Annotated in this window: 18 protein-coding genes; 7 read left to right on the forward strand and 11 right to left on the reverse strand. The window is 67.5% G+C overall.

Translation table 11 applies throughout. The features are described from left to right. The first annotated feature begins 64 nt into the window (after positions 1–64). The 3 genes from EAS64_RS02455 to EAS64_RS02465 all read left to right on the forward strand — a co-directional run bounded on the left by EAS64_RS02455 (position 65) and on the right by EAS64_RS02465 (position 8,994). Positions 65–3,232 (forward strand): helicase-related protein, encoded by a 3,168-nt coding sequence (locus EAS64_RS02455; protein WP_222848934.1) that lies wholly within the window; start codon positions 65–67, stop codon positions 3,230–3,232. Beyond that, complete coding sequence (locus tag EAS64_RS02460; RefSeq protein ID WP_145852295.1) at positions 3,229–5,958, forward strand: DUF1156 domain-containing protein; 2,730 nt, start codon at positions 3,229–3,231, stop codon at positions 5,956–5,958. The genes EAS64_RS02455 and EAS64_RS02460 overlap by 4 nt, the downstream gene beginning before the upstream one ends. A 75-nt stretch (positions 5,959–6,033) precedes the next feature. Continuing rightward, entirely contained in the window at positions 6,034–8,994 is a 2,961-nt protein-coding gene (locus EAS64_RS02465; RefSeq protein WP_145851069.1) for a DUF499 family protein, read from the forward strand. 45 nt (positions 8,995–9,039) lie between these two features. Here the strand turns inward: EAS64_RS02465 and EAS64_RS43205 are convergent, their stop codons facing one another. The 5 genes from EAS64_RS43205 to EAS64_RS02490 all read right to left on the reverse strand — a co-directional run bounded on the left by EAS64_RS43205 (position 9,040) and on the right by EAS64_RS02490 (position 13,778). Continuing rightward, positions 9,040–9,390: a hypothetical protein gene (locus tag EAS64_RS43205; protein WP_187365640.1), complete on the reverse strand. Its 351-nt coding sequence runs from the start codon at positions 9,388–9,390 to the stop codon at positions 9,040–9,042. Positions 9,391–9,505: 115 nt separating this feature from the next. After that, the gene (locus tag EAS64_RS02475; RefSeq protein ID WP_187365641.1) at positions 9,506–9,964 is read right to left on the reverse strand and encodes a hypothetical protein; all 459 of its coding nucleotides are present in this window, start codon (positions 9,962–9,964) and stop codon (positions 9,506–9,508) included. After that, the gene (locus tag EAS64_RS02480; protein WP_145851071.1) at positions 9,862–10,299 is read right to left on the reverse strand and encodes a hypothetical protein; all 438 of its coding nucleotides are present in this window, start codon (positions 10,297–10,299) and stop codon (positions 9,862–9,864) included. Before EAS64_RS02480 ends, EAS64_RS02475 begins: the two co-directional genes overlap by 103 nt. Positions 10,300–10,454: 155 nt before the next feature. Further along, entirely contained in the window at positions 10,455–10,625 is a 171-nt protein-coding gene (locus EAS64_RS43210; protein WP_187365642.1) for a hypothetical protein, read from the reverse strand. Positions 10,626–11,138: 513 nt separating this feature from the next. Further along, a complete protein-coding gene (locus EAS64_RS02490; RefSeq protein WP_145851073.1) occupies positions 11,139–13,778 on the reverse strand; it encodes a DEAD/DEAH box helicase in 2,640 nt (879 codons plus the stop codon). A gap of 262 nt (positions 13,779–14,040) precedes the next feature. Here EAS64_RS02490 and EAS64_RS43215 point away from each other — a divergent pair, with 262 nt between their 5' ends. Continuing rightward, positions 14,041–14,457: a hypothetical protein gene (locus EAS64_RS43215; protein WP_187365643.1), complete on the forward strand. Its 417-nt coding sequence runs from the start codon at positions 14,041–14,043 to the stop codon at positions 14,455–14,457. 1,018 nt (positions 14,458–15,475) lie between these two features. On the opposite strand, the gene EAS64_RS02500 is transcribed toward EAS64_RS43215, so the two are convergent. After that, positions 15,476–15,811, reverse strand: coding sequence for a hypothetical protein (locus tag EAS64_RS02500; RefSeq protein WP_145851074.1), 336 nt, complete (start codon positions 15,809–15,811; stop codon positions 15,476–15,478). On the opposite strand from EAS64_RS02500, the gene EAS64_RS47910 reads away from it, so the two are divergent. Beyond that, positions 15,810–16,133 (forward strand): zinc finger domain-containing protein, encoded by a 324-nt coding sequence (locus EAS64_RS47910; protein WP_439333578.1) that lies wholly within the window; start codon positions 15,810–15,812, stop codon positions 16,131–16,133. The genes EAS64_RS02500 and EAS64_RS47910 overlap by 2 nt on opposite strands. A gap of 204 nt (positions 16,134–16,337) precedes the next feature. Then, positions 16,338–16,808 (forward strand): hypothetical protein, encoded by a 471-nt coding sequence (locus EAS64_RS02505; protein ID WP_145851075.1) that lies wholly within the window; start codon positions 16,338–16,340, stop codon positions 16,806–16,808. A gap of 33 nt (positions 16,809–16,841) precedes the next feature. Here the strand turns inward: EAS64_RS02505 and EAS64_RS02510 are convergent, their stop codons facing one another. Beyond that, complete coding sequence (locus EAS64_RS02510; RefSeq protein WP_145851076.1) at positions 16,842–17,297, reverse strand: universal stress protein; 456 nt, start codon at positions 17,295–17,297, stop codon at positions 16,842–16,844. Positions 17,298–17,558: 261 nt separating this feature from the next. Further along, positions 17,559–21,515 (reverse strand): NACHT domain-containing protein, encoded by a 3,957-nt coding sequence (locus EAS64_RS02515; RefSeq protein WP_187365644.1) that lies wholly within the window; start codon positions 21,513–21,515, stop codon positions 17,559–17,561. Between the two features lie 464 nt (positions 21,516–21,979). Here EAS64_RS02515 and EAS64_RS02520 point away from each other — a divergent pair, with 464 nt between their 5' ends. Beyond that, positions 21,980–22,738, forward strand: coding sequence for a transposase family protein (locus EAS64_RS02520; RefSeq protein WP_145851078.1), 759 nt, complete (start codon positions 21,980–21,982; stop codon positions 22,736–22,738). A 601-nt stretch (positions 22,739–23,339) separates the two neighbouring features. On the opposite strand, the gene EAS64_RS02525 is transcribed toward EAS64_RS02520, so the two are convergent. The 3 genes from EAS64_RS02525 to EAS64_RS02535 form a co-directional block, all read right to left on the reverse strand. After that, positions 23,340–24,992 (reverse strand): hypothetical protein, encoded by a 1,653-nt coding sequence (locus EAS64_RS02525; protein WP_145851079.1) that lies wholly within the window; start codon positions 24,990–24,992, stop codon positions 23,340–23,342. A gap of 144 nt (positions 24,993–25,136) precedes the next feature. Further along, positions 25,137–25,766 carry a helix-turn-helix domain-containing protein gene (locus EAS64_RS02530; protein WP_222848936.1) on the reverse strand — a complete coding sequence of 210 codons (630 nt, stop codon included), beginning with the start codon at positions 25,764–25,766 and terminating at the stop codon, positions 25,137–25,139. A gap of 89 nt (positions 25,767–25,855) precedes the next feature. Next, on the reverse strand, positions 25,856–26,065 hold the full coding sequence (locus EAS64_RS02535; protein WP_145851081.1) for a hypothetical protein: 210 nt from the start codon (positions 26,063–26,065) through the stop codon (positions 25,856–25,858). Positions 26,066–26,101 lie beyond the last annotated feature (36 nt).

A 26,101-nucleotide genomic window follows, 5' to 3' on the forward strand; every position in this document is an offset into this window, starting at 1 on the left:
AGGCAGCCGCGTGCATATTCCCCACCGTCTCGACCTGCCTGGGTACGTGCGGATCGAACTCGCGATGCCCGCCGGCGACGGCTGGCAGCTGTTCGTTGAGGAGCCCGCGGGGAGCTTCCAAAAGGTCGAGCTGACGCGAGAGCAGGCGGCGGCCTGCAAGATCCTCACTGAGGACGGGGGCGGCGACTCCACGGCGGTGCTCGCCGGGCTGTGGACCGCGTGGATGAGGGCGGCGAGTGCCGGGGCCCGGTCCGCGGCGCTCGCGTCGTCGCCGCTCACGCCGTACGCCCATCAGATGAACGCTGTCTACGGTGCCATGCTCCCGCAGCCGAACCTCCGGTTCCTGCTCGCGGACGAACCCGGAACGGGCAAGACGATCATGGCCGGGATGTACCTGCGGGAGATGCAGCGGCTCGGCTTCATATCCCGGGCGCTCGTTGTCGCCCCCGCTCACCTGGTCACCAAGTGGCAGGCGGACTTCGAGCGGTTCTTCGGCGGCGGCCTCCGCCCGATCACGGCGCAGACCGTGCGCGAGCACGCGCTCGAAACCGACCACGACCTCTGGATCGTGAGCCTCGACCTCGCCGCGGTAAACCCGGCCGTGCAAGCGGCGATCCATCCGGACAGAGCCGGCTGGGACGCGGTCGTATTCGACGAGGCGCACCGGCTCACGCCGACTGCCGCGTCGTACCACCAGGCGGGCGAACTGCTTGCGCTGAACACCCCGCGGGCGCTGTTCATGACCGCCACCCCGCACCGCGGCAAGGAATGGCTGTTCCGCGCCCTCCTCCACCTCGTGGACCCCGACGTCTACCCGCCGGTCGCCGCCAACGAGGAACCCACTCACGCGGCGAAACCCGGTCGCGTGCACTTCCTGCGGCGTATGAAGGAGGACCTCGTCGACTTCGACGGGGTCACCAAGCTCTTCAAGGGCCGACGGGCGGCGAACGAGACCGTGCCGCTCAACCCGACCGAGGTCGACTACTACGCCCAGGCGCTCGACCTCGTGGACCGGTTCTTCCCCCCGCACGCGGTCCCCCTCGGCCGCATGGTGTACGGCAAGCGGGCTGCGTCCAGCTTGTACGCGCTCGCAGAGACCCTCAAGCGTCGCCGAGACGGTATGGGAAGCGGGATGCCTGCTGCGGCGGCACTCGCGGCCGACCCGGACGGAGACGACCCTCCCAGGGCGGATGAGGCAAAGGTCATCGTCGAGTCGTCAAGGGCAGCGAAGCAGGAGCGCAAGGAGATCAACGGCCTGCTCGCGCGACTTGAGCCGCTCCTCGGGGACCCAGGGCTCCCGGTGTCGAAGTGGGACCCCCTCGTCCTCACCTGCCTCGGCGCCAACGGCATCAAGCCGGGCAACGGCGAGCAGGCGGTCGTGTTCACCGAATACGCCGATACCGCCGACTGGCTCGTCCGGGCTCTCACCGCCGGCGGCTTCACCGCACGTCGCTATTCGGGTCGCGACCTCCATCCCGTTCGGGACGCGGTCCGGGACGCGTTCGCACGACGCGACTTCCAAATCCTTGTGTCGACGGACGCGGGCAACGAAGGGATCGACCTGCAGACCGCGCACGTTCTTGTGAACTGGGACATCCCATGGTCGCTGGTCCGTCTCGAACAGCGCATGGGTCGCATCCACCGCGTCGGCCAGACCCGCGACGTCGAGCTGTACAACCTGATCGCGACCGAAACGCGCGAGGGCACCGTCCTAGAAGTCCTCCTGCGCAACTTCGTCACCGCCGCCAACCAGCTCGATGGCCGCATGTTCGACTCGTTGAGTCTCGTCGGTGAACTTGTCGGTTTGAACGACGACAGGCTCACCGAAGTCCTATCCGCTGCCTTCGGCGACGATGAGCAACGCGCGCAGGCGCTCGTCGCCGTGCAGGCGATCACGACGGCCCGGCTCGAAGACGCCGCGAAGCAGGCCGCGGCGCAGGAGGCGGCTCTCCGATCGGCTGTCGATGTCGCCGCTGCGGTTGCCGCGCTCCAGGACGAGCAACTGGAGCGGGTCAACCCGGCGATCGTCGAGGCGTTCCTTGCCCGCATCGCTGGAGGAGGGGCCGTAAAGGTTGCCCCGCACGCCGCCGGGGACGGGATCTTCACCCTCACACTTCCGGGCGGTGAAACGCTGCCACGCGAGTTCACCCCGCCAGGCCGTGTTCGGCCCGGGGAGGCGGCCGTCGTCGCGACGAGCGGCGCCGCTCTCACCGCGGCGCGCCAGGCGAGCGCGGACGTGTCAGAGGTCATCAGTCTCGGGCCGAGCGACCCTCCGTTCCAATCTCTGGTGACTCTGTGCGCCGAACGCCTCGCCCCCGCAATGTTTCGCGGCGGAGCCCTCGTCGACGAAAGCAGCACAACCGACTACGACCTGTTTTGCTTCCGGTCCGACCTCTCGGAGGCCGGAGGCAAGCGTAAAGGCACCTGGTCGTGCCTGGTCCGCGTCGATGCCGCGGGTGCGCGGCCGGTGCGGTGGGAAATGCTCGCCAATCTCCGGCCGGGCACTGGCTCGGCAGGCCCGCCACATCCTGCACGGGTCAACGACGCACGCAGTCGCGCCGCCGGTGCAGCTCGCGAAGAGCAGGAGCGACGCGCACACGCCCTCGACGCGTGGCTCGCGATCGCTGATCGGGAACTCAAGCGCCTTCCCGATCAGCTCACGGACGGCATTCGCGACCGCACCACGCGTATCGCCGAACGCCGACGTCTGGAGGCGACAACAGCACGCCGGCTCGCAGACTTGCGGGAAACGAGCCAGGTGACGATCGGAGAACCTAGCCAGCTCGCCTGGGCGCACGTCATCGCAGCGGCACCGACGCCGGAACCGACCGAGAAGGACAGCGAGCGCATCTCCATGGCGCACGTCGCAAGGGTCCTGCGCGGCCAGGGTTTTGCCGTGGCGGACGTGCATACAGAGGAGCGCGGTTACGACCTTCACGCGAGTCGCGGTCGAGAGCAACGCCTCGTCGAGGTGAAAGGTGTCTGGAACGCCGCAAGCAGCGAGGGCATTTCGATGACGGGGAACGAAGTGCTCATCGCCACACAACACGGCCGAGATTACGTGCTCTATGTTGTCGATCAGTGCCAAGATGGCACCGGCGTCTTGTACGGCACCTACCCCGATCCCGGCCGAACCTTCGCCGACCTGTCAACCGGAACTGTCATCGTGCACGTGCCGGGCAGCGCACTCAAGGCGGCGCGGAAGAATGAGGAGTCCATCACGTGCGCATGATCGAACGATGGTTCCCCTGCACAGAAGTCAGCGAGGCGTCATCCAGCGGCTGGGGCAGCGGCAATCAAGAAGCGGCGCTCTTCACGTGGTTTGCGAAACGACCGCTGGCGCAGGCGAAGGCCGCCGTGCTGACGAGCCTGCTCCCTTGGCCGGAAGATGTCGAAGAGCAGAGACGGCTACAAAACCTTGTTCGACGGGCGATGGCGGCCCGCAACGGCATGAACGCTGAACTCCGGGCAGAGATTGCCGTAGCACATCCCGATGGCGCGTCGATGCTGGACCTGTTTAGCGGACGAGCGATGATTCCTCTTGAGGCGGCTCGGCTCTCTGTCAAGGCATATGGCATCGATTACTCACCTGTCGCCACTCTCGCAGGTCAATTGCTGGCTGACTTCCCGCTGCAGGACTGGAGTGACGAACCTTTGTTGCCTTTCGCCGCTCGACAGGGCCTGACATTCAGTGGCGGTCGGCTCCTCGATGACGTGCGGGCGGTGCTCGATGAGGTGGGCCGCCGACACGACGAACAGATTGCCGAGGTCTACCCTGAGGTCGACGGTCGGCGTGCTTGGGGCTACCTGTGGGCATCCACATTGCCGTGCCAGGAGTGCGGGCGGCGGTTCCCACTCACCGGCGCGGTCGTTCTAAGGCATCCGAAACCCGCGACGGGTGACCCAGGGCAGCACTATTGCATAGATGTCGACCGGCAGACGGGCAGGTTCAGGGCGACAGTGCACGCCGGCGCTCCTACCGGTCAGCCAACCCTACGAGCCCCAGGTAGCAGCAAGACAGGCGCCAAGAGCGCAATCTGCCCGTTCTGCAACCATGTCCACTCGACGGCGTTGCACCGGCGGCTATCTGCGGAGGGATTCCGTGAGGACGTGCTACTACTCGCGGCCGACTTGGACCGCGACTATGGGAAAAGCTTCCGCGAGCCCACATCCGACGAGTTCGCGGCGATCCGACTCGCCGAAGAAATGCTCGCTGCGGAGCCGCCCTTCGCGCCAGGGATACCAGCCAAGCCGGACGAACGCATCCCGGTGGGGAACGGAAGTGTTGTTCAGCCCTCGTTGTACGGGGCGAAGTCGTACGGCGACCTATGCAACGACCGGCAGACGCTCAGCTTCGTCCGCCTTTGCCGGGTGATCAGCGATCTTGGCATCGAGATAATGGTCGATCATGGCATCAGCGAAAAGTACACCGCGGCCCTGGTTGGTTATGCCTGTGCGGTCCTCGTACGCAAGATGAAGCGGTCCACTCGCGGGACGTCGCTCATGGTCTACAACGATGGCCGCTCAACAGGCGTCAACCACATCTTCGGAAATGAGGCGAGCATCTCATTCTCGTACGACTACTTCGAGACGGGTCTGACAGACGGGCCCGGCTCTTGGAGCTCTCTAGTCGAGCGGACCATGGCGGCCTTGCGCAGCCAAACTGGTCGGGCCGCCGGGGTGCCCGCCGATATCAGTCGGGGCTCGGCAACATCGCTTCCGATAAGGGATAACTCCGTCTCAGCCGTGGTGACTGACCCGCCATACGACGAAATGATCCCTTACTCGGATGCCTCCGACCTGTTCTACGTCTGGCTCAAGCGTGCCCTGTTTTCGACACAGCCTTTGTTCTGTTTCACTGCGGACCCGGATGGAGTACAGGAGAAGGCGGAAGAGGCAATCGTCAAGAAGTTCCGCGCTCGATCCACGCATTTCGATCATCGGACATCTGCTCACTACGATGACATGATCGCGAAGGCATTCACTGAGGCGCGGCGAGTCGTTTCAACTGACGGCGTTGTCACGATCGTTTTTGGACACGGGGACCCGGATGTGTGGCACCGGTTGCTGGGGGCGCTGACCCGAGCTGGATTGGTTCTAACCGGGTCGTGGCCCGCCAAGACCGAATCGGGCGGCAGCGCAGGGTCGGCGAACATCGTCACGACACTCACAATGTCGTGTCGACCTGCACCGCCCGGCCGCCCTGCCGGACGCGCCAACCTCGTGGAGGCGGAAGTCCGCAAGGAAGTGAAAGCTCGTATCCCGATGTGGGAAGCTACCGGCCTCGCTCCGAGCGACCAGCTGATGGCATCGGCGGGACCTGCAATGGAGGCGGTGGGCCGGTACGCACAGGTGCTCAATCATCTCGGGGATCCCGTCGACCCGGCCCACTATCTGGTGGTGGCACGGCGCGCTGTGGAAGAAGCCGCCGCGATCGTGATCGACCATTTGCCGCTGGAAACCTTTGACGAGCGCACGCGCTTCGCGCTTTCGTGGGCCCGGCTGTACCGCCGCGCAGTCGCGCCAAGATCCGAGGCGCGCTGGCAGGCGCTGGCGTCGGACCTGTCGACCGACGAGCTCAAAGGCATCCTCGAAGATGCGGACAAGGGCGTGCGGCTCGGCTATGCCAAGAACTGGAAAGGTGCGCTATCTGAGACGTCTAGGACGATCGATGTCGCCATGGCGATGGCCAAGGCCTGGCCCGAGGGTCTCGACGCGGTCGCCGAGGTCCTGGTGGCGACTGGACGGGACACGGCCGATAACTACCTCTGGGCCGCCATCGGCTACCTGTCTTCGTTGCTCCCGGAAGCCGACCCCGACGCGGTGGCCTGGACGTCGCTCGTGCGCGGGCGTAGCGGAATAGGGGCGGTAACGCGCGGCGTCGTCTCGGCACAGCGAGAAGCCGCGAAGCTGAAGGAAGCCGCGAACAGGCAACCCAGCCTCTTCGACACGGACTGAGCAGTCGGCCGTGACCGAGACACAGCGCGAACCAGCACGAGACATCGCAAGGGCACCAGAAGCGGAGGAGTCGGAGTGAGCACGCAGGTAACCCCGTGGTGGGAGGTACTCAAGCTCCGCGACGAGATCGCCCACTCGTCCGGCTCGATCGACGACGTGCAAATGTCACTGTTCCAGGCGGTGTACGGGACCGTCAGTAACCGCCCGGCCTACGCCGATGCCGCCTACTACGGGGAGATCACCCACCCCAGCCCGCTGTTCACGGACCTCATGGCCAAGGTCGCCGTGCGGCTCGGTGGTGGTGAGAACTACACCCGGGCGCGGGCAGTGTGGCGACTGGATCAGGCCATGGGCGGTGGCAAGTCCCATGGCCTCATCGGGCTGTGGCACCTCGCTGCGCATCCTGCGGTGCTCGCCCAGACCGACACCGGACGGCAGGCGTTTGCGAAGGCGACCGCGATCCTCGATGGCCCGCCAGCCCCCGATCTCGGTAATCCGCAGGTTGTGGTGCTGGCCTGCGACAACATGACCGCCGGCAAGGGCGTGGCCGCATACGACGGTCCGGCGCAGACGTTGTACGAGCGCTTCTTGTGGCGGCTGTTCGGCGGCGACAACGCCCTGTACCTGCGCTACAAGGATCACAACGGCGACAAGAGCAAGATCGTTGAGGCGCTGACAGCCATCGGACGCCCAGTGCTCATCCTCGTCGACGAAATCATGGACTACGTCCGGCAACTCTCCGACACCGAGCACGCTGACCTTGCTGTGCGTGACATGGCGTTTCTCCGGGCCTTGCTCGACAGCGTCAACGAAGCCAAGAACGTCGCTGCCATCGTCGTGATGATTGCGTCGGAGAAGGACAACATGGTCCTGGACGCGGCCGGCCAAGCGCGCCGCAGCGAACTCGATGACCTGCTGATCCGCAACGGCGAGACGGCGACGATCAACGACAACACCGACTTTGCCGCGATTCTTCAGCGGCGTCTCTTCGAGGGAACCGCGCCCGCCGAGGTGTTGGCCGCGACGTCCCGGACGTTCACGACGCGGATGACGGGACCGTGGCGCGACAAGGTGTTCAACGCAGTCCCCGCGACGGCGTCGCCGGAGTTCCCCGACGAGGTCGCGCGCTGCTACCCCTTCCATCCCCAGCTGATGGCGCTCGCCGAGCAGGAGTGGGCAAAACTCGCGGGATTCCAGATTGTTCGCTCAACCATCAGGGTCTTCGCCGCGACAGCATATGCGCTGCACGAGCGCGGGAAATCCGGTGCGTGGACGCCGCTCCTGGTCGGCCCCGGAGACCTTCCGCTGTCCGACCCGGCAGTGCGCGAGGCCGTCATCGGATCGGGGCTCATCGTAGACACGCGCACGCAGGCCAACTACCGGCAGATCGCCAGCGCGGACATCGTCGCCGCCGACGATCATGCCGGTGCCGCTCGCCTCCTCGACCGGCAGCGGGCACGCGCGGTGAATCCGCGTGCCGCGGAACGGGCGGCGACGTGCCTGTTCCTGTGCTCGGTGATCGGCGCCCGCGCGGGCGGCCGCCAAGGGGCAACTGAGCCCGAGCTAAAGGCCGCGATGTTCGTACCCGATGCGATGTTCCCGCTCGCGGAGGCCGACACCGTGATGGGCGAGCTGCTCGATGTCGACGGAGGGGGACTGGCGAGCGTCGAGCACCTCGCCGGCAAGGGCGGTCAGGTCCCACGCCTGTTCATGTCGACGCGTCAGACCCTGAACATGCTCGTCCGAGCAGCGCGTACCAGTGTCAGCGACACCGATCGGGATGAAGAGCTCGCTCGGACCGCCGAAAGGCTCGCCGCCTCCGGCCCCTTCAAGAGCAAGCTGTTCGTCGCCGCCGACCTCGCGCGTACCGCGCTCGACGTCCTGGCAACGGTCGGCATCGACGACGCTCGCAGTACCCGACTGGTCGTGCTCGACCCGCGGCAGTTCAGTCTCCTCAACGGGATAGACCAGGACACGAGGAAAGCGATACGCGCGGCCATGGGGATCGGGCTCGACAAACTCCCGGTGCAGTGGGCGTCGTCGGCCGCGTTCGCGATCGTCAACACCCAGCGTCGCAGCCAGGCCCGCGGAGCCGCAGGCAGCTACCTCGCCTGGGAGCGGGTTGCCGCGATGGATGCAGTCCGCGGCGACGAAGAACTCGCCGATCAGGCGCGCGACCAGAAGACCGAGGCGCGGCGCAATCTAGACACGGCAGTCCGTCGTGCCTACCAGCACATCCTGTACCTCGGCCAGGGCGACGACGGCGACCATTCCCGCATCGATCGATCCATCACGTTTGAGCAGGAGAACCAAAGTGCGCTCGACGGCACGGTGGTGTGGAAGGCACTCGTCGCGCAGGGCAAGGCGTTCGACATCAGCGCGCTCGATGCGAAAGCCCTGCTGCACAACCTGAGCGACGGCGACTACGAGCGGCCCCTCGACGAAGTGCGCGACCTGTTCTGGAGCGCGCCACGGATGCCGCTCCTGCCGGGCGGCGACAGTGACCTCCAACGGGCGATCTTCGAGGCTCTGCAGGCCGGGAAGCTCCGCCTTGTCGGCGCCGACGGGCTCGATCGCGTCGTCACCCGGCCCGGGGAGATCGGGGTCGGGCAAACGAGCCTGCGACTCGCCAAGCCTCAGACCGGCGAGCCTCCCGCCGGCGGCACCACTGGTGACAGCGGGGCAAACGCTGGCCTGTTCGGCGGCGCAAGCGGCTCAAGTGCAGCGGGCACCTACGGTGCCGCTAGCGGGAGTGGGTCGACTGCGGGCACGCATACGTCAGGCGGCGGGGTAGGCGGAGGTGACGCGCAAACGGGAGAGCAGGAAGTCACATTCACGCTGATGACCAGCCTCACCGATGAGACGAAGCGTGACAGCGTCCGACTACTGCTGCGCAACCTGGCCAACGCCATCGATGAGGGTAAAGCGAGTTACACCCAGCTGATGGTCAAAGTCATCGTCGACTCGTCCGTTGCCGACGAGATCGCCGAGGACGTCCGCTCGGCGGGGACAACACCGGCCGTCAAGAAGGTCTGAGCTGAATGCTCAGTATGAGACTAACCGTAGTAGAGTCTAGCCTGCTCAGGTGCCCTTTGACGGACTGGTGTAGACACGCGAAGCCTTTTTACTGGTGGACGGTCCACCGGCCGCCTCGTCTATGACGACCGTCCCGGGGGCGGGGACCGCGGCGCCCCGGCCGCCGCTGCGGTCCCCGCGGTCTCGGACTACCAGCCCATCGGACTCCGGCCAGCGCAGATGGTCGACGAGCAGATAGGCGTACGTCCGGTCCGTCCCGCCCTCGCACTGCCGCAGGACCCGGTCGCCCATCCCGCACAGCTGGCCGTCCGCCATGACGATCGTGTAGGCACGCCGACCGTCACCTCGGACGACTTCCTGAACCCTGATCTCCCCGATGACCGGCCGGCCCACCATGCACCATCCCCCTATCTGACGCACGTCCCGGCCATCATATTCGTGGTCGGTTAGGGAATTACTATGTCGGTCACAGGCATACGCGAACGACACGCACATGCTTACTCTAGGTAAGTTAAGCTGCGGATCCGGCCTGCCCGCCTTTGGCATCAATGACCGCTACCGCCCACCCGGGGGGTAGCTGCCAGCGGCGGCCGGTGAAGGGGCCTGCGGCGTCCTCGTCGTCCTCGACGAGGAACCTCGCCCTGCGGCGGTTAGCCAGCTCATCCCAGTACTGCAGGTCAACGTCGGTGACGGCGTAGGCGGCGGCGACGAAGCCGGCGACGAGCACCACCAGTCGGCCGGCCCGCTTGACGGTATCGGGGTCGATGACCCAGTCTCCGCGGACGGCATCCTGCTGGGTCTGGGGCTGCCAGGAGGTCGACCACCCGATCCACGACCGCCACTCATCCTGCACGGGGGTCGGTTCGCCTACCCGGGCCACCAGGGCGGGCGGCGCGGGCAGTTCGACGGCGGGCCGGCTCTGCAACTCAAGCACCGCCGCGGCGGACACGGTGCGGCGGTTGCCGCGCATCGAGACCTCGCCCAGCAGCCCGCACGCGGCCAGGCGGCCGGCTGAATGCGATCTCCGGGCGCGCCGATCAGGTGAGCGACGTCCACCAGACGGATCCGGTTGGTGCTGCGACGCGCGCCGGAACGACCGCGCAGCACACCTTCCGCGTCGACGTGCGCCTCGGCGGCGTAGGCGGCCTGCTGGCGGGCGTACTCGTGGTTGAGGACGGCCGCGCCGACCGCGGCGACCGCGCCGCCGGGCAGCCGAAGCTCGACGTCGACCGCCGGGTTGGCGAATGGCTCAGACATCATGATGGTCAGGTCGGGGTGCATGGTCCGGCTGTAGGTCCTCATCATCAGTTTCCTCCCGGGCTGGCTGGCTCATTAGTAAAGGACGATATCAGCCTATGTCTTTTCAGACAAGACTTAGGCTGATATTCGCCCTAGAGGCTGCCGGGCCCGGGGAACGCAATGCGGCAGCGGCCCAGGCAACCGCGGCCCGCCTTCGCGACCTAGACGAAACGCGCCGTCTCGCATATGCGGTCCTTCTCGCCCGGACGTCTGGCGAGGGAGCGGTACTCGTCGCGGCGCTCGTCAACGCGCTCGCGCATCACGGCCTTGCGGTCGATCCCAAGGACGCCGCCGGGCATATCCAGAACCTCGACCGGGACGAGAGCCGGCACTGGCTCCAAAAGCAGATCAACCATATAACCGCTGAGCTGTCTGGGCCTTCGATGACGGGGCTGAAACTAGGTCATCGCCGTGATCATGAGCTCATCGTGGAGGCACTGCGGCGAGCACAAGCAGCGTGAGCTCTTGGCTCGCGCCGTACTGGCGAGATCGCCTGCCCTAGCGCGGTATCCGGGCAGGACGTGATGCGGATCGCCGAGAATGGACACGATGTACCCGAATCCCTTCGGCGGCGAGCCAGATCCCGACCTGACCGACCTCGGAGGCTGATCGACGAGTTCAATCGGCACGTGCGGGACTCCGTGGCATTAATCCGCCCGCGCGCGTCTTGCGCCGCCCGTTGCGTTACTCGCCTATCCCGCGGCAGGGTCGCGAGTGCCCGCGCGTCGGAGGTGACGGCGGCGGGGGCCGCCTCGCCGCCGGGGCGCGGCGGCCGGGCGGTCGTCGGCGCCACCATACCCGGAGATGTGGGTCATGGGCGGGGCGGCGCCTCGGCTACGACCTGCTTACCCGTCGGCTACGCGGCGCACGGTCAGGCGGGGCAGCCACTGGCTGGGGAGGGCCTGGCATGCGCTAAGCACGTCCGCGATCACCGGTTCCGCCTCGGCGGGCTGCATGCCGCGGGTCTGGATCCGGATGCCCTCCCACGCTGCGGTCAGCCGCGCGCCGATGTCGCCTATCACCGCCGGGGGCACCAGGTACAGCCGCGGGCCGGAGACCTTCGCCGCGGCGCCGTGCACGGCCTCCTGGGGGCTGACGACCACCGCGAAAGACGCCGGAGGCGGGGTGCCGCCGACGCTCGCGCCGGCGTAGTTGAGGTGAGAGTCCGCCTCCCGGGCGTTCTTCGCCGAGAGCTCGCCGTCGGTCCCGCATCCGGTCTTGGCCTCGAACGCCACCCACAGGCGGGAGCCGAACATCCACACCGAGTCGGGTTCGGCGTCGGCGCCGCCGCGGCTGAGGACGGTCGCGCCGGCGAGCTCGCCGAGCCCTGCGAGCGCCCGTTCGTACGGCTTCGCCTCGTCCTGCGCGAGCCCATCGGCGACGGACGCGACGAGGGCGGCGAATTTCGCGCCGGGCCGGGTCCGGATCGGGCTGGCGGCGATCTGGCTGATCACCGCGACGTCGAGCGGGTCCGCAGCCTCCGCCGGCTGCCCGGCGATCAGCTGTGCTGCGCTGGTGGCCAGCCCGCTCAGCCAGCGGGTCCCCGCGGCCGCCGCCCGGGCGTCGGCGAAGTGAGCGTCGGCGATGCCCTGCAGGCGCTGGCGGTCCCCGGCCCGGGCAGCGATGACCGCCCAGGAGGCCAGGATGTAGTGCCACAGGGCCTGGTAGGGCCGGGTCTCCTCCCCGCCGGCCAGCTTGCCCAGCGCCTGTCCGGCCGCCTCGATCGCCTTGGCCCAGTCGCCCTGCCATGCGGCGCTGACGGCCGTCACCTCGTGCTGCGCGGCCGCGGCGAGCTCCCTGGTGCCAGGCGGCTCGAGCCGCGCCGTCCCGTCGCGGGAGGCGATGATCTCCAGCTCGGCGTCGCGCCAGTCCTCGTCCTGGTCGTGGAAGTGGCGCAGGTTGTCGCGTGCCTCGCCGGCCGGCATCCCGGCGGAGTTCTCCAGGCCGAACGCGATCTCGGCGCGGATCTCGGGGTGGAGCGAGGCCTGCACGTCGGACTTCGCGCAGAAGTTCGCCACGTCCCGCCCGAGCATGAGCACCGCGGCGTAGTCGGCGCTGTTGCGGGTCGCCCTCCCGGCGCCCTGCGTGAGCCGGGTGCGGATCCGCTCCGTGAGCACGGCGAGGGCGCCGGCGCTGTCGTGGAGGAACCGCTCCTGCAGGTGCGTGCCGACAGGCAGGCCGGCTAGGATCACCAGGCGGCAGGCCTCGTCGGGCAGGTCGATCCCGTCGTACCGATTAGCGAGCGCCAGCACGCCGGCCGGGGCGTCCGCGAACTCGTCGGGGGCGGCGGCGTACTCCCCCGGCTTCCAGACCGGCATGCACTCCGGGACCACGCTGCCGGCGACCTTGTCCCGGCCGCGCGCGCTCTGCGCGATGATCACCGCCTTGCCGAGCAGGCTCACGGCGTCGCGGGCGAAGTCGGCGATGCTCTCCTCGTCGCCGAGGCCGCGCAGCAGGTCGGGGAACACGAAGAAGCGGCGCCCGGTGCCCTGGGTCTCCCATCCGGCCGGGACCGGGATCCGGTTGATCCGCCGGCGGCCGAACGCGCGCTCGAGCTCGCCGCCGCCGCCCAGGGTCGCCGACATGTAGACCCGCTTCCTGGCGTCCGCGAACGCGTCGTGGAACGCGGTCGGTGCGATCAGCGGGCGGATCAGGATCTCGCCGTAGCTCACGTAGGTCATGCACGCCGACAGGCTCCCGCCGACCATCTCAAGGCCGAAGGCGGCGTCCTTCGCCAGGTGGCCGTTCGCGACGGCCCGCTCCAGCGCCTGCTCCAGGTCCCCCGCCACCGCGGCGGTCTCGGCGATGCCCGCCAGGTAAACGGTTCCCGGCGCGACCGCGTCTGTGCCGGCCTGGGGGTCCGGGTCATCGTCCGGGGTGTCCAGCCGAAGCCGCCGGACGACCTCCCCGGACAGCGCTCCGGCTCGGGCCAGGATGCCCAGGACCATGGGGAACGCCAGTTCCCCGCGGCCGATCCGGACGCTCCAGTTCGAGCTGACGAACCCCTCGGCGGCGTGCGCGTCGTCGAGGATGAGGGTCTCCGCATTGATGTAGGGGCGGCTGTTGAACACGCTGCTGTAGGTGACGAACGCCACCGCGTCGCCCCGGTTGAAGCTGACCTCGTCAGCCGGGTCCCACCGGAGGTGCGGCCCGGTCAGGTCGACGGCCGGGATCCCATACAGGCGGGCCTTAGCCGCGGCCTGCTGCGCGAGCTGCCGGGTCGGCGACACGTAGGCGACCCGCTCCTGGTGCCTCCGCCGGCGCCATTCGGCGACGAGGCAGCCGACCAGCGTCTTGCCCGCCCCCGTCGGCAGCTCGATCGCCACGTCGGCGGGATCGCCCTCGAGCGCGTCGTAGGCGCGCAGGACATCGGCCTGACGTGACCAGAGCTCCCTGGGCGCGTCCGGGCCGTGCGACAGGATCGGGTAAAGGGCCTCCGGGCTGGCGGGCACCGGCGACCGCGCGGCCTGCTTCTTGAACGCCACCCCATGACGCTACCCACGTTCCGCGAACGGTTCGACCCTTTCCCGCGGGACGACCGCTCGCCGGCCCGAATGGCCGGCCGCTCCCTCCTCTGCTTGCAGGCCCGGCGAGTCGTACGGCGGAGGGCGCCTCGGCCTGCCAGCGGGCTACGTCGAGCAGTTCCCAGGCGACCAGGCCAGGGCGTCGCGGGGATGTCCGCTCCGCGGGACGGGCGCCGGTGACCGATTCGGCGGTCGAGTAGAGCATGCCGACCACCTCGCTGGCGTGGAATCCGAGGACGTCGCGCAGGATGAGGAAAGCGAGCTGGCGGGGCGGCAGGATCTGAAGGGCGGTCACGCAGGCCAGGGAGATGGATTCGGTCTGCTCGTAGCGGGCCTCCGGGCCGAGCGGCACGCCGGTGACGCCCTCGAGCAGGGCGTCGGGGAACGGCTCGAGCCAGACGATCTCGCCGGCCGGGTCGGCTCGGGCGGTTCAACATTGGGCACATCCCACTCCTTGGCCGGCCAGCGCCCGCGCACCGGGGACCGGGTGATCCTCGAAGACGGGGTGCTCGCCACCGTGGAGGACGCCGGCGGCAGCACCGGCGGGAACATCCGGTCCCAGTCGTCGGAGACGTCGCTGGGGAGCATCGCGGCGATGATGTCGCCGCTGTCGGCGTCGGGCCTTGGACACCGATCGTGACACATGTCATCCGGGGTGCCTCGAACGAGCTCGCCGATGAGCCAGTGCGATCCGATGACCTCAACGTGCCGCGTTTCCAGGTCAGGTGCTGATCAGCCGCCGCGAGGGAGCCAAGGGCACGGGGGCCTTCGTCCTTTCGAGGGGCTTGGGTGCCTGCGCCGTCTGGCCGGGCAGGAGTCCACGCCGGGCCACAGGGGGGCAACCGCGCCTGCAGCCCCCGGGCGCGGTTGCCCTTCTCGTAGCTGCTTAAGTTAGGAAAATGCCCGCGCCGAACCTGGCACCGGACCACACTATGGTCCGTGAGTGATCCAGCAGCTGTAACAGCCGCGGTAGCTTCTTGCCTGGCCGTTGCTGTGTCTCTCGTCAACGTCGGCATGACAAGCCGAAGTCAGCGGGAACAGTGGCGACGCAATGAGGAGCGGCCCATAGTCGCCCGGTGCCTCACGCTCTCTGAAGACGCCCTCCGCGAATGGGAGAAAGCCTCAGAAGCAAAGCAGGACCCTAGCCCGGACCCGGATCCGGACCCCTGGCGAACCTTCCAAGAAGATCCTAAGTGGGAGAAGGGTCGACAACTGATGGAAGATCTCCGCTATGAGGCTGCCAAGTTGGATCTCCTCGCCGGCAGCGCCGTGCGTCGGCTAACCCATGGCCTTCTTATGACGCACACGAATGAGGTCTTCAAGCTGCTGCGGGCCAAACCGGGGGCAGGACGAGTCGAGCGCACGGACCAGGGTTCAGGAATTTCATAGCGCCTTGGTGGAGGCGGCGCGCCAGGATCTGGGCTTGGGCCTTGCCGTGCCGAACCGGAGCCTACTGGGCGTGCTCATCGCAAGGATCTCTGGTCAATGACGGCACTTCGCACCTCTTATACGCTGCCCTTGCAGCGTGCTCGCTGTCAGTTTCCTAAGTCGTCTGCGCGGACTGGCTGAAGTCGTCTGCGCTTCGTGGGCCGGGCGCCGGGCAACCGGGCACTGCAGAGCGAGGCAGGGGACGAGGTGTGACCGCCCGCAGCCGCCCGCTAGCTCCCTGGCCCGACGGCCTGGCGGGCTGACTCGTAGCCGGGAACGCCCCGGCGCTCCGGCCAGCCGAGGAAACCCAGCTCACGGGCGCGCTTAACGTACTTCGCAGCGTCGGCGCGGCTGACATTCCACTGGGCCTGTATCGCCTTCAGCGGCGGTAGACGGCGGTCCACCGCGGCCTTGTACACCTCGGCTACCTGGCGGTAGTGCTCGTCCGGATTCGCTTTCCCCCGCTGCCGGGAAACCTTCCGGAACGCTCCGAACCCGTCGTCCCCGGCGACGTACGCGGCTGCCGCAGCGCCGTCATGCCGGAAGAACCAGGAAGGAGAGGGCATGCGGAGCAGGGGCAGTACCGAGCCCGGAACGTACCACCTGCTGTGCCCGGTATGCGGGGCACTGCCTGGTACGAGCTGCCTTGAGGGCGGAGATGAGCTGACAGAGATCCACCCATCGCGACGGATGAGCATCGCAGAGCGCAACCGGCGGGCGGCCGACGGCTGGGAGCCGCCGGAACTCGCTGAACGATACCGGGACAGGCGGGAAACGGATCACGTCCGGGCACCGCTGTTCGACCCGCATCTTGGCCCGCGAGTCGCGACAGCCATGGCAACCTGGCGGAACGGCAGGACGGATAAGACGACGGTTTCCGGTTGCTAGGGCCCACTACTGCTGCGGCGGCCTTAGCAATCGCATGGGCTGCACGTCACCGGCCATATGCCACGAGTGCCACGATCCCTGGCGTGCGGGTGAAGTCCACGCGGGCTGGACGGCTTGCGTTGTCAGCTTCTGTCGGACGGGCTATGGGGCATTACGGGCGAAGGAGATCAGTTTCCGGCCGGTCCCTGTAATAACCTCGCTCTCATGGATGAGACTGTCCGCAAGCTGCTTTCCTGGGGGATTGTGGTGGTTTCTCGGGGGCTTGCCGTGCCGGGGGCGGTGCGGCTTCACATGGCCGACGGCGTGCCGCTGCTGCAGCCGGAGGACCAGGTGTTCCAGGTCATGCTCGACGGCTGGCGGAACCAGCACTTAGCCCGGAACCTGGCCCGCTCGACGGTGGAGGGCCGTGAGGCCACGGTGAAGGCCTTCGCCGACTACGTGTCGGCTTACCCGTGGGCGTGGTCGCCGGCGATGGTGGATGAGTGGCTGGGCTGTCTGCCCGCGTTCCGCGACGCCACCTTGTTCAGGGCCGCCTACGCCTTCGGCCTTCGGTCAGGCCTGAGGTCGGACGGCTCGACAAGGTTCCGCTCGTGGGTCGCTGGCCGGGCTCTAACCAGTACAGCGAGGTCTCTTGGCAGGTGTTGGCGGCCTATTTATCTGCACATAGGACCATGATCAACGGCACCGCTCTTTGCGCGGCTCTGGGTGTCACGGAGCGTGACTTACCCGGTGGGCCCGACTGTAGCCAAACCGTACTCCTGCGGCGACGCTTCCGGCCAGCCGGCCGCGGAGTCCGGCCCGGCGGTGGGAGCCGAGGACGATGAGGCTCGCGTCGTGATCGTTGGCGGTGTCGATGACCGCCTTGCCGACGGGTGTTCCCCGGACCGCTAGGGGCTGCGCCCGGAATTCGGCTGCCTGGGCCAGCGCCGCCCCGTGCGCCGCCGTCTGCTCGGCGGCCTGGCCGACCTCGTCGGCGCACGCCGCGTCGAACTGGACCGCGGGTTCGGGGCTGAAGCCGACGGCGAACGTCCGCCAGACGGTGAGCACGAGCGCGTCGCGCCCGGCGGGCAGTTGACGGCCGGCCTTGGCGATCGCGGCGATGGCCAGCCGGGAACCGTTGTAGGCAAACAGCACCGCGCCAACCGGCTCCCGCTCGCGAGCCACGTGCCGGCGGGGAAGGCCAGCCGATGCCGTAACGAGGCGCCTACCGCCAGACACGGCGGCAGCTGCGACCGTCCTGGCCAGCGCCGAGGGCGGCGCCGGGCCGGAGCGCGGCCAGCAGCGGCGGGACTCCCACGCCGGTTCCTAACCCCCATCCACCGTTCCAGCGCCGGAGCCGACGGGCCGCCAGATCGTCAGATAGCGAGGTCGGTAACACCGGGACCGATCCAGGCGGAAGGCTCGCTGAGCCACTGGCTACGCTCACTAGTAGCTGCGGCTGGGGGGATCCGGCTGGGTCGATGCTGGGAGGTTGTCCAGCACGGGCAACACCTGCAGCCACGACCTCAGCGGAGAATTGCGCCGTACTGCCGCCAGGAGTCGATAATCCGGTGCTTCTGCCCATGACGACCAGCATGCGAGATCATCGGCGGCTGGACTGAGTTCGGCCAGCACTCGTGTTAGCCGCCACGCATCATTGCGGTCGGCGATGTCGAGTAGGTGCAGGATCCGCCTGCGGGCCCGGGCTAGCTTACTCGGCTCTGGATTCAGCAGGGCCAGCATCTCCGCTAGCCGCCAACCATCAGTACCGTCCGATGTGGAGTCAATCAAATGTAGTGCCTGGCTGCGGGCCTGGGCTAGCTCATCGGGCGCTGGGTTCAGATCATCAAGCATGTCGGTGAGTTCTTTGATGGTTTTGGGATCGGCTATCTCGATCAGGTGTAGTACTTGGCTGCGGGCCTGGGCTAGCTCATCGGGCGCTGGGTTCAGCCCGCCAAGCGCGTCGGTGAGTTCTTTGATGGTTTTGGGATCGGCTATCTCGATCAGGTGTAGTACTTGGCTGCGGGCCTGGGCTAGCTCATCGGGCGCTGGATTCAGCCCGCCAAGCGCGTCGGTGAGTTCTTTGATGGTTTTGGGATCGGCTATCTCGATCAGGTGTAGTACTTGGCTGCGGGCCTGGGCTAGCTCATCGGGCGCCGGATTCAGCCCGCCGAGCACGCCTGCCAGACCCTTGGCTCCGCGGGGACCTACGCTATCGAGCAGTCGCAGCACCCGGCTGCGGGCCTGAGCCAGATCAGAGGGCTCCGGTCCCAGCTTGAGTAGCGCCGCCACCAGTTCTCCAACCCAGGGTGGTCTATGGGCCCGCAGCAGGTCCAGCACCCGGCGGCGGGCACGGGCTAGCTCACCCGGTTCTGGGTCAAGCCGTACCAGGGAGTCGGTCAACTCCCCGATTTCTTCGGCGGCGTCCAGTAGATCGAGCACACGGCTCCGGGCCTTCGCCAAATCGTCGGGCTCCGGTTTGAATCCGAGCAGGACAATGGTCAGCCGCAGAACATCAAACGGTACGTGAGCCATGTCGAACAGGTGCAGCACCCGGCCGCGCGCCCGGCACAGCTCAGCCAGGTCCAGGTTCAACCCGCGCAGCATTTCCGCCGTCTCATCGAGAGTCTTGGCTGCAGCGGGGTCTAGCGAGTTTAGTTTGGCAAGCGTCATCGCGTGAAAGAGGGCAGCCCAGGGTTCCGCGGCGTCGAGCAAGTCCAGCACCCGGCCGCGCGCCCTAACGAGATCCTCTGGTTCCGGTCCAAGTGTGACCAGCAGGTCAGCCAATGACGTAGGGAACCTGTCGGTATCGAGCAGGTCTAGCACCCGGGCGCGGGCCCGGGCCAGGTCACGAGGCTTTGGGCTCAGCAGACGCAGCGCGGCCGCCAGTCCAGGGATGTCATACGCGATAGCTTCCAGCACATCCAGCACCCGGCCGCGTGCCCGGGCCAGCTCTCCGGGCTCTGATCCAAGCCAGCCCAGCACGTCCGCGAGCGAGTAGAGGTCATCGGGATTGGCGGCTTCCAGCAAATGGAGCACGCGGCTCCGGGCTCGAGCCAGGTCACCCGGCTGTGGGTCCAACCCGCACAGTGCACCCGCTAGCTGAGGGACATCCAGGCCCACGGTCCCGGTAGAGGTTGCATCCAGTTGATCCAGCAGAAGGCTGCGTGCTCGGGCCAGGTCATCCGCGTGCGGGTTCAGTCGGCGCAGCGCGGTCTCCAAGTTGGGAACGTCATATGGACGGGCGCTAGCGAGAAGATTCAGCACCTGGCTGCGGGCTCGAGCCAGCTCCCGCGGCTTCGGTTGCAACCCGTTTAGCGTTTGCGCCAGCCCTGCGACGACCGGAGAGCGGTTGGTGGCCTCTATATGAGCAAGGATTTCACCCCGGATCTGGCTGTCAGTGGTTGGCCAGCCATGCGCTGCGGCCACGTGGAATGGATCGAACGCGGCGACATCTAGCCTTGCTCGCCCGATGATCGCTGCCGATTCTGCCATCCAGCTGTCCTCAAGGGATTCCTCGGCCACCCGGGTCAGGAATCGCCTCAGCTCCCAACAGCCGTCGATGCTAGCAAGATCGTCCGGAACGCACTCGGACTGAGCGGCCTGACAAATCAATTCCTTCAAGACCTGATCACGCCTCGGGTGCATCGCGAGGGCCGCCGGTGCCGTGTACTCCCAGTCCGGGTCATACCACAGGTGTTTCAGCAGCTCCCCGGCGGCCTCGTCGGCGGACATCAGGGCGACGTGCTCGGCGACCAGGTACTCGCGGATCGACCGGTGGACAAAGCGGCGCGATGTCTTATCGGTGTCGAAGTCGGGACCGCCAAGAGGTGGAGCGACATGATCGACCGCGATCTGCCCAGCGGTGCTCACACGAGCTGGCAGCGTCGAAATGTCATCCTCCCATTGCCCGACGCCGGAGACCGGGTGGTCCTTTGCTTCCTGCCAGGCCCAGGTTCGGAGCACTGCCCGGCAGGCGCGCGGGTCCGGCGGTTCGACGCTGCTTGACCGCCAGGGGGCGCGGAGCATGCGGTTGATGACTTGCTCATAGAGCTTGTACCGGAACTCTGGCAGCGACTGGCCGCCTCCGAGGATGCAGTAGAAGGCCAGGATCAGCGGCACGGTCGCGGCATGCTGGAGGCTGGGCCGCCCGGCGATCTGCGCGGCAAGAGCCTGGCCACGTTCGGGCCGGGCAGCGAACCATTGCTGGATGACGTGCTCGACATCATGTGGATATTGCAGCGGCCGGAGTGCGCCGACGACCCGGTGGTCCTGGCTCGTGTCCTCGATTTTTAGCTGGTTATCCCACGAGCTTGGTCGGCTGGTGAGAACGACCCTCCAGGGATGCCGTAGGGAATCGGCCTGCCGCAGGCGCTCGCGGGCTTCCCCGAGGTCGCTCGCCTCGTCGAGGGAGTCGATGACCAGCAGGGTCCGCGTATCCCGTTCGGTGAAGAAGAGGCATAGGGCCTTAACGATCCGCGAGCCGCCCAGGTCGCCGATCGGCTCGATGGCGCTGGACACGGCGGCTTGGCGGATGTCGCCGGGCGTGCTGATCAGACGGGCGCAGGTGGTGTACAGCGGCAACTCGACCTCGTCGAGTCCGGCACGTGCCGTGAGCGCATCCAGCGCGGCTTCGGCACATAGCCGGGCGGCGCGCTTGGCTAGCCAGGTCTTGCCCGAGCCTGGTCCGCCAAGGATCACAAGCCGACTGCATTGCCGCGCAAGCTCGTCGGCGTCAGCTTCTTGCTCTTGTTCTGGCTCGTGTGGCAGACCAGTGGCGCTTACCCGCAGCTTGCGCTCGATCGTGGCCGGGGTGAGCGGAGGACCGCCGAGTCGGGGGTCTTGCGGCCACGGGTCCGAGTTCAGCCAGTCGATCAGCGTTCTTAGGTAGATCTTGATCTCGCTGAGGGTGGCAGGCCTTTGCGGCATCCGGTCGCTTACGAGCTTGAACAGATCCCTTGCGTCGTCGACAAGGTGATACAGATCCTCGTGTATGCGGAACAGGGCCTGGTCCAGCGCGCTGGCCTGGTCGGACATCTGTTGCAGGCGGGCCAGCACCACCCTCTGGAAGATCTCTGGCTGCAGGTCGAAGACGGCGAACTCGAGCAGACCACGAGCGATAGCTGCGGCTGCCGCACGCGCATCTTCCGCGGTCCGGTCATCCCGTGGCGGCAGCAACTCAGCGATCCGCTCGTTCAGTCCCTGCGCTTTCTCGTTCAGCTTGCCCGCGGCGAGCAGGTTCCACGTCGGTTCCTTCTCCAGCAACTTCCGTACAGCTTTGAACTCGGCGTCGTTGAGATCAATCGAGGTACCGGCCGCTGCCTTCACCAGGCGACTCAGGTCATCCGTTTTCCGGAACCGCTTGAACCAGCGTATAGCCGCATCAGCGAGTTTGTCTGCCACCAAATTCACGGGCAGAGCGACGAGCGCTGGCCCAACCGCACCCGTGACCAGCCACGAGACGAACGCAGCGGTTGCGTCTCCGGCCGTTGAGGGAGTGTGGCTAGCCATACACGCACGCCGTGGCAACCGCCAGCCGAATGAGTGCCCCAAATTCCACGGCGCCCCCCATGACCCGCAGGGTCCAATCTGAGTTGTGCAACAAGATGATTGGCTTGGCGGGCTGCGACCACATCCTGGATCACACAATAATAATCAGCCGCGCCAGAGTGGGCCAGGAACCGTTCAATGACTGAGCCCATTCCAACTTGCTTGTAAACAATGAATCACTTTGAGTGATGATAACGTTGTCGTCTCGCGGCGACGGCACTGTGGCCACAGGGTCACGGTTCGCCGGCGGACACGGCGAAGCCCCTGGTAGATGAGGCAATCGACCAAGAACGACTCATCACCCCCAGGGGCTTCACATGCTGTTCTACCGTGCCGCGCTGCCGTTGTCGTCCCGGACCCTGAACTACGCGGCCGGGCTGATCCGCCGGCACCTGAAGGCCGTCGGGTCGCGGTGGCGGAAGCTCAGCCCTGGGCAGCAGGCCCTGCTCGTGCTCGCTCACCTGCGCAAAGGCGAGACGTTCGAGCACCTCGCGGCCGGGTTCGGGGTCGGCAGGACCACGGCCTGGCGGTACGTCAACGAGACCGTGGAACTGCTCGCGGCCCGCGCCCCGAAACTGAGGAAAGCGGTCCGGGACGCCAAAAGGGCAGGTCACGCCTACGTCATCCTCGACGGAACCCTCATCCCGATAGACCGGGTCGCCGCGGACAAGCCGTTCTACTCCGGCAAGCACAAAAAGCACGGCATGAACCTGCAGGTCATCGCCAGTCCTGACGGCGAGGTCCTGTGGGTCTCCGGTGCGCTGCCCGGCTCGGTCCACGACAAGAAGGCCGAGTGGATATGGGGCGTGCTGAACGAGCTAGAGAAAGCCGGGCTGGTCACCCTCGCGGACAAGGGATATCAGGGCTCCACCTGGGCAAAGGTCCCGTACAAGGGCCGGAACAAACCGGAATCCCAGAAAGAAGCCAACCGGGCCCACGCCAGGCTCCGCGCCCCCGGCGAACGAGCGAACGCCCAGCTCAAGGTATGGAAGATCCTCGCGAAGCTCCGCTGCTGCCCCTGGCGCGCCGGGAAACTCGCCAAGGCCATCCACGCATTGCAACTCCACGGCGCCTAACCAGGTTGGAATGGGCTCACTGTCTGGCTCTCCGAGCTTGTTTGGAAGGGTCAGCGGCGTACCGTGGGACAGACGGTCACGCAAGACCGGCTCCCGATGACTTTGGGCGCTTTCCAACTCGGTGCTCAGATCGCCAGCAGGGTAAGCTGGACCGCCGCTTGCCCGTGCCGGGCAGCACACTGGTGCTATGCGTGGCCGCAACTCATTGTCAGCACCTGCCACGGGCATCGAGACCAGAACAACCATTCCGGCGAGCCGCAGGCCGCGCCAGAGGATCGGTATCAGCCGCGAAGATCAGGCGGGTAAGCGCGCGCCCTAGCCATGTCGGCAGTCACGCTATGTGGTCGGGTTGCCTGCGATCCGCGCCGAGCTGCGCCGAATCGTCCACAGATAATTCAGCCGCTGGATGTTCAAATAGCGAGGGCGGTAACAGCAGGGCACTCCCGCCTGCCCGGGTTTCCAGACAGCTTGCCCCCGACTTCTCGGCGTGGCGGGCTGCAGGATTCGCGCCGGTGGGCACCTGCAAGTGAGCACCGCTGCTTCAGCTTGACGCCTGGGACCGTCTCCCGGCTTGAGGGCGGCTGAACCTCTTCGCCCGCCGTCACTGTGGTTCCTGGCCTGGCGGGAAGGGGTCCAGGGCAGCAGGGGGAGCGGTCTGCATGGTCAGTTCCCTGGTATCGCCTGGCCCGAGCTGCACTGCTGTCGTGCCGTCGGCGCTTCCCTGACGCCAGGCGCGGACTTCGTCCAGGTTGATGATGCGCGCGGCGGGCGCGATCTGCAGCACGCCGCCGAGCGGGACCTGCCCGCCCGCGACCATGATGGTTTGCGTCGCGGCGAAAGCCAGCATGAACTGGCTTCCTTGCGGGCCGGCCTGCTTGAGCATTACATCCACGGCTGCCGCCGGCAGGGACGCGGTGAAGTCAGTCCATTCTCCATGGATGATCTCGCCGCGCAGGATCGCGCGGGCGTAGGCGAGGTCGTCCTGGTCTACGGGGCTGAACGCTGCCGGGAGCGGGAAGGCGGTGCCGGACAGCGCCTGGACTTCGGCCATGAGCTCGGCGCACTGGATGTACGCCTCGGGCCATGGCCCGGTGCCGAAGAAGCCGGAGCCAGCCACGATGATGTTCCCGGCTGGGTCGGTGACGGCCATTTCTTCGCCAGCGGCGACCTCCGCGCAGAACCGCAGGACCGGGACGGCGTCGTTCGGCAGGACGCCTTCCTGGTGCCGGTAGGCCAGGCTGGCGTGGCAGGCCTGCTGGGTGAAGTCGATGCGCAGCTCGAGTGTCAGGAAACCCGACTGGTCGCGGGTGAGCAGGCGCAGCCCGCCGTCGCCGGAGCTGCGCTCGGTGATGTCCATCCGGAGCATGCGGCGAACGGGCGGGCGGACCGGGACCCGGAGCAGGACGGCAGCCGCGGCGTCGGCCCCGGGCTGGAACGTGCCGTCGAGGATCAGCGTCCCTCCCTGGAACTCGCCGCCGAGGCCGGCCGGGGCGTCCACGGTCAGGCTTGTGATGGCCTCCGGCGGGATGGTGACCGCCGTCCCGTACTTCAGGAACTCCGCGAAGGCGGCGGAGGCTTCCTGCTGGGGAGGGGAGCCGTCGAACTGCAGGATCGCGGTCATCGTGATGGGACGGTCCCGCAAAGCGTCCGGGTAGCGGGGCCGGACTGTCACCGTGGTCGTGTCGCCGAGCACGCTGAAGTCGAAGGAGTAGTAGGGGTTGATCTCGTTCAGCCGGGCGGCCTGGCCGGCGATCTTCGTAGCGAGCTGGACCGCGTCGTCGGGCAGCGCGTCCTCGTGACCGATCTCGGCCAGGATCCGGATGACTTCCTCGGCCGCGCCAGAGAAGTAGCGGGTGATGTCGGGGAACTGGGCCAGGTGATCGTCCAGCCAGGTCTTGCCGAGCCACTCCAGCCGGGTGCCCTTGTGGCCGGCCTGCAGGCCGGCGAACCACTGTTTCTCGGCAGGGGTCGGGTCGATCGGGACTACCAGGGTCCAGGAACGCGGGCTATCGTTCATCGCCCGCCTGAGGGACCTCTTGACCTGGCGGCGCTGCGTCTGGCCCATGCGCCCGGTGAAGCTCTTCAGCTCGTACACGTCCGTGCCGTCCGCGTCCGTGAAGTAGCAGTCACGGCCGCCGTCGCCGCCGCTGCCGTCCACCCTGAGGGCCTGCCGGATCCGGGACAACAGCACCGACACCATGTCCTCGTAATCAACGGGGGACCGGGACAAGCGGGCGAAGTCGACTGGTGGCACCGTTATAACTTACCCAGAGTAAGCGTCCGCTGCCTCTACCGCCGCTGGGCGTTACAGGACGGACCATGCGCGGGCCACGCGGGAGAACTCGCGACGGTTGAATACGCGCTCTCACCAGTAAGCCCGTTACGGCGGGGAAGCGGGCTAGCCGAGCTGGGCCTCCCCCTCCCCCTCCCCCTCGTAGCCGAGCTCACGGAGCCTGATGGCCCGCCAGGCGTCGGTCCAGTCGTCGACCGGGCCGGAGCACGCGTCGACGATGGCCCGGACGACTGACAGTGCCGGCAAGTGGCCCCGCCGCGGCGAGAGTGCCTCGCTGATCGTGGTGCGGCTTGGCGGCATCTCGTAGCTACGCGCACGGATGGCACGATGTGCGATCTCGCGGCTGCTCGGCTCGCCGTCCCACACCCGCAGGGCGCGGAGCTGGCGCATGAACTGCGCGGAAGAACCGTCCGGGTCCGGGGCCGGCTGGCTAACCGGCCGCTTCTTCTTCGGGGTCGACCGGGCCCGGGCACGGTCGACGGCGCGGGCAGTCTCACGTACGCGCCAGGTCCGCTCCGACTCTTGGTCGACGCTCACCGCGAGCTCGCGGAGCCGCTTGATCTCGTCGAGGTCCGGCCCGGCCGCGCCGCAGGCGCCGCCGAAGGCCAGGGCCACGTCCAGGGTCGGCGGGGAGCCGCCCGCCGCGGCCGCGGCGAGAGTGCTCGCGGCGAACCCGGCCTTCGCGGCGAGGGACCGGTAGTCCATCCTGGCCTGGGCCCGGAGCCGCCTCAGCAAGCGCGCGAGGTCGGCTCCAGGCCCAGTTCCGCGGACGGGTTTCTCGGGGCGTGCCATCGGGGGCTTCTCCGCCTCGTCCGGCAGCCGGCTTACGCCCCGGCCTCCAGAACAGCGCGTGCCGCCCGGGGGTTCCAGGCGATCGCCACGGCGCCTGCGGCCACGCCGAGGGCGACCGCCGGCGCGAAGCCGAGCACGGCCATGGTGATGACGAAGCCCAGGATGATCACCAGGACGATGATCCTAGTGCCGGTGCCGTTCGGCGGCATGCGCCGGGGGAGCCGGGGGGAACTAACGGACACTGTTTGCCTCCGCAGTGATGTTGGTCCGGTTGTGGG

It is taken from the genome of Trebonia kvetii, from assembly GCF_007827045.1.
In the GTDB taxonomy this organism is placed as follows: Bacteria; Actinomycetota; Actinomycetes; order Streptosporangiales; family Streptosporangiaceae; genus Trebonia; species Trebonia kvetii.

What these genes read in the sequence shown, in the direction of transcription:
- EAS64_RS02455 (WP_222848934.1), top strand. Translation starts at nt 65, where the DNA reads ATGCCCGCCGGCGACGGCTGGCAGCTGTTCGTTGAGGAGCCCGCGGGG.
- EAS64_RS02460 (WP_145852295.1), top strand. Translation starts at nt 3,229, where the DNA reads ATGATCGAACGATGGTTCCCCTGCACAGAAGTCAGCGAGGCGTCATCC.
- EAS64_RS43205 (WP_187365640.1), bottom strand. Translation starts at nt 9,390, where the DNA reads ATGGTGGGCCGGCCGGTCATCGGGGAGATCAGGGTTCAGGAAGTCGTC.
- EAS64_RS02475 (WP_187365641.1), bottom strand. Translation starts at nt 9,964, where the DNA reads ATGCGCGGCAACCGCCGCACCGTGTCCGCCGCGGCGGTGCTTGAGTTG.
- EAS64_RS02480 (WP_145851071.1), bottom strand. Translation starts at nt 10,299, where the DNA reads ATGATGAGGACCTACAGCCGGACCATGCACCCCGACCTGACCATCATG.
- EAS64_RS47910 (WP_439333578.1), top strand. Translation starts at nt 15,810, where the DNA reads ATGCGGAGCAGGGGCAGTACCGAGCCCGGAACGTACCACCTGCTGTGC.
- EAS64_RS02500 (WP_145851074.1), bottom strand. Translation starts at nt 15,811, where the DNA reads ATGCCCTCTCCTTCCTGGTTCTTCCGGCATGACGGCGCTGCGGCAGCC.
- EAS64_RS02505 (WP_145851075.1), top strand. Translation starts at nt 16,338, where the DNA reads ATGGATGAGACTGTCCGCAAGCTGCTTTCCTGGGGGATTGTGGTGGTT.
- EAS64_RS02520 (WP_145851078.1), top strand. Translation starts at nt 21,980, where the DNA reads ATGCTGTTCTACCGTGCCGCGCTGCCGTTGTCGTCCCGGACCCTGAAC.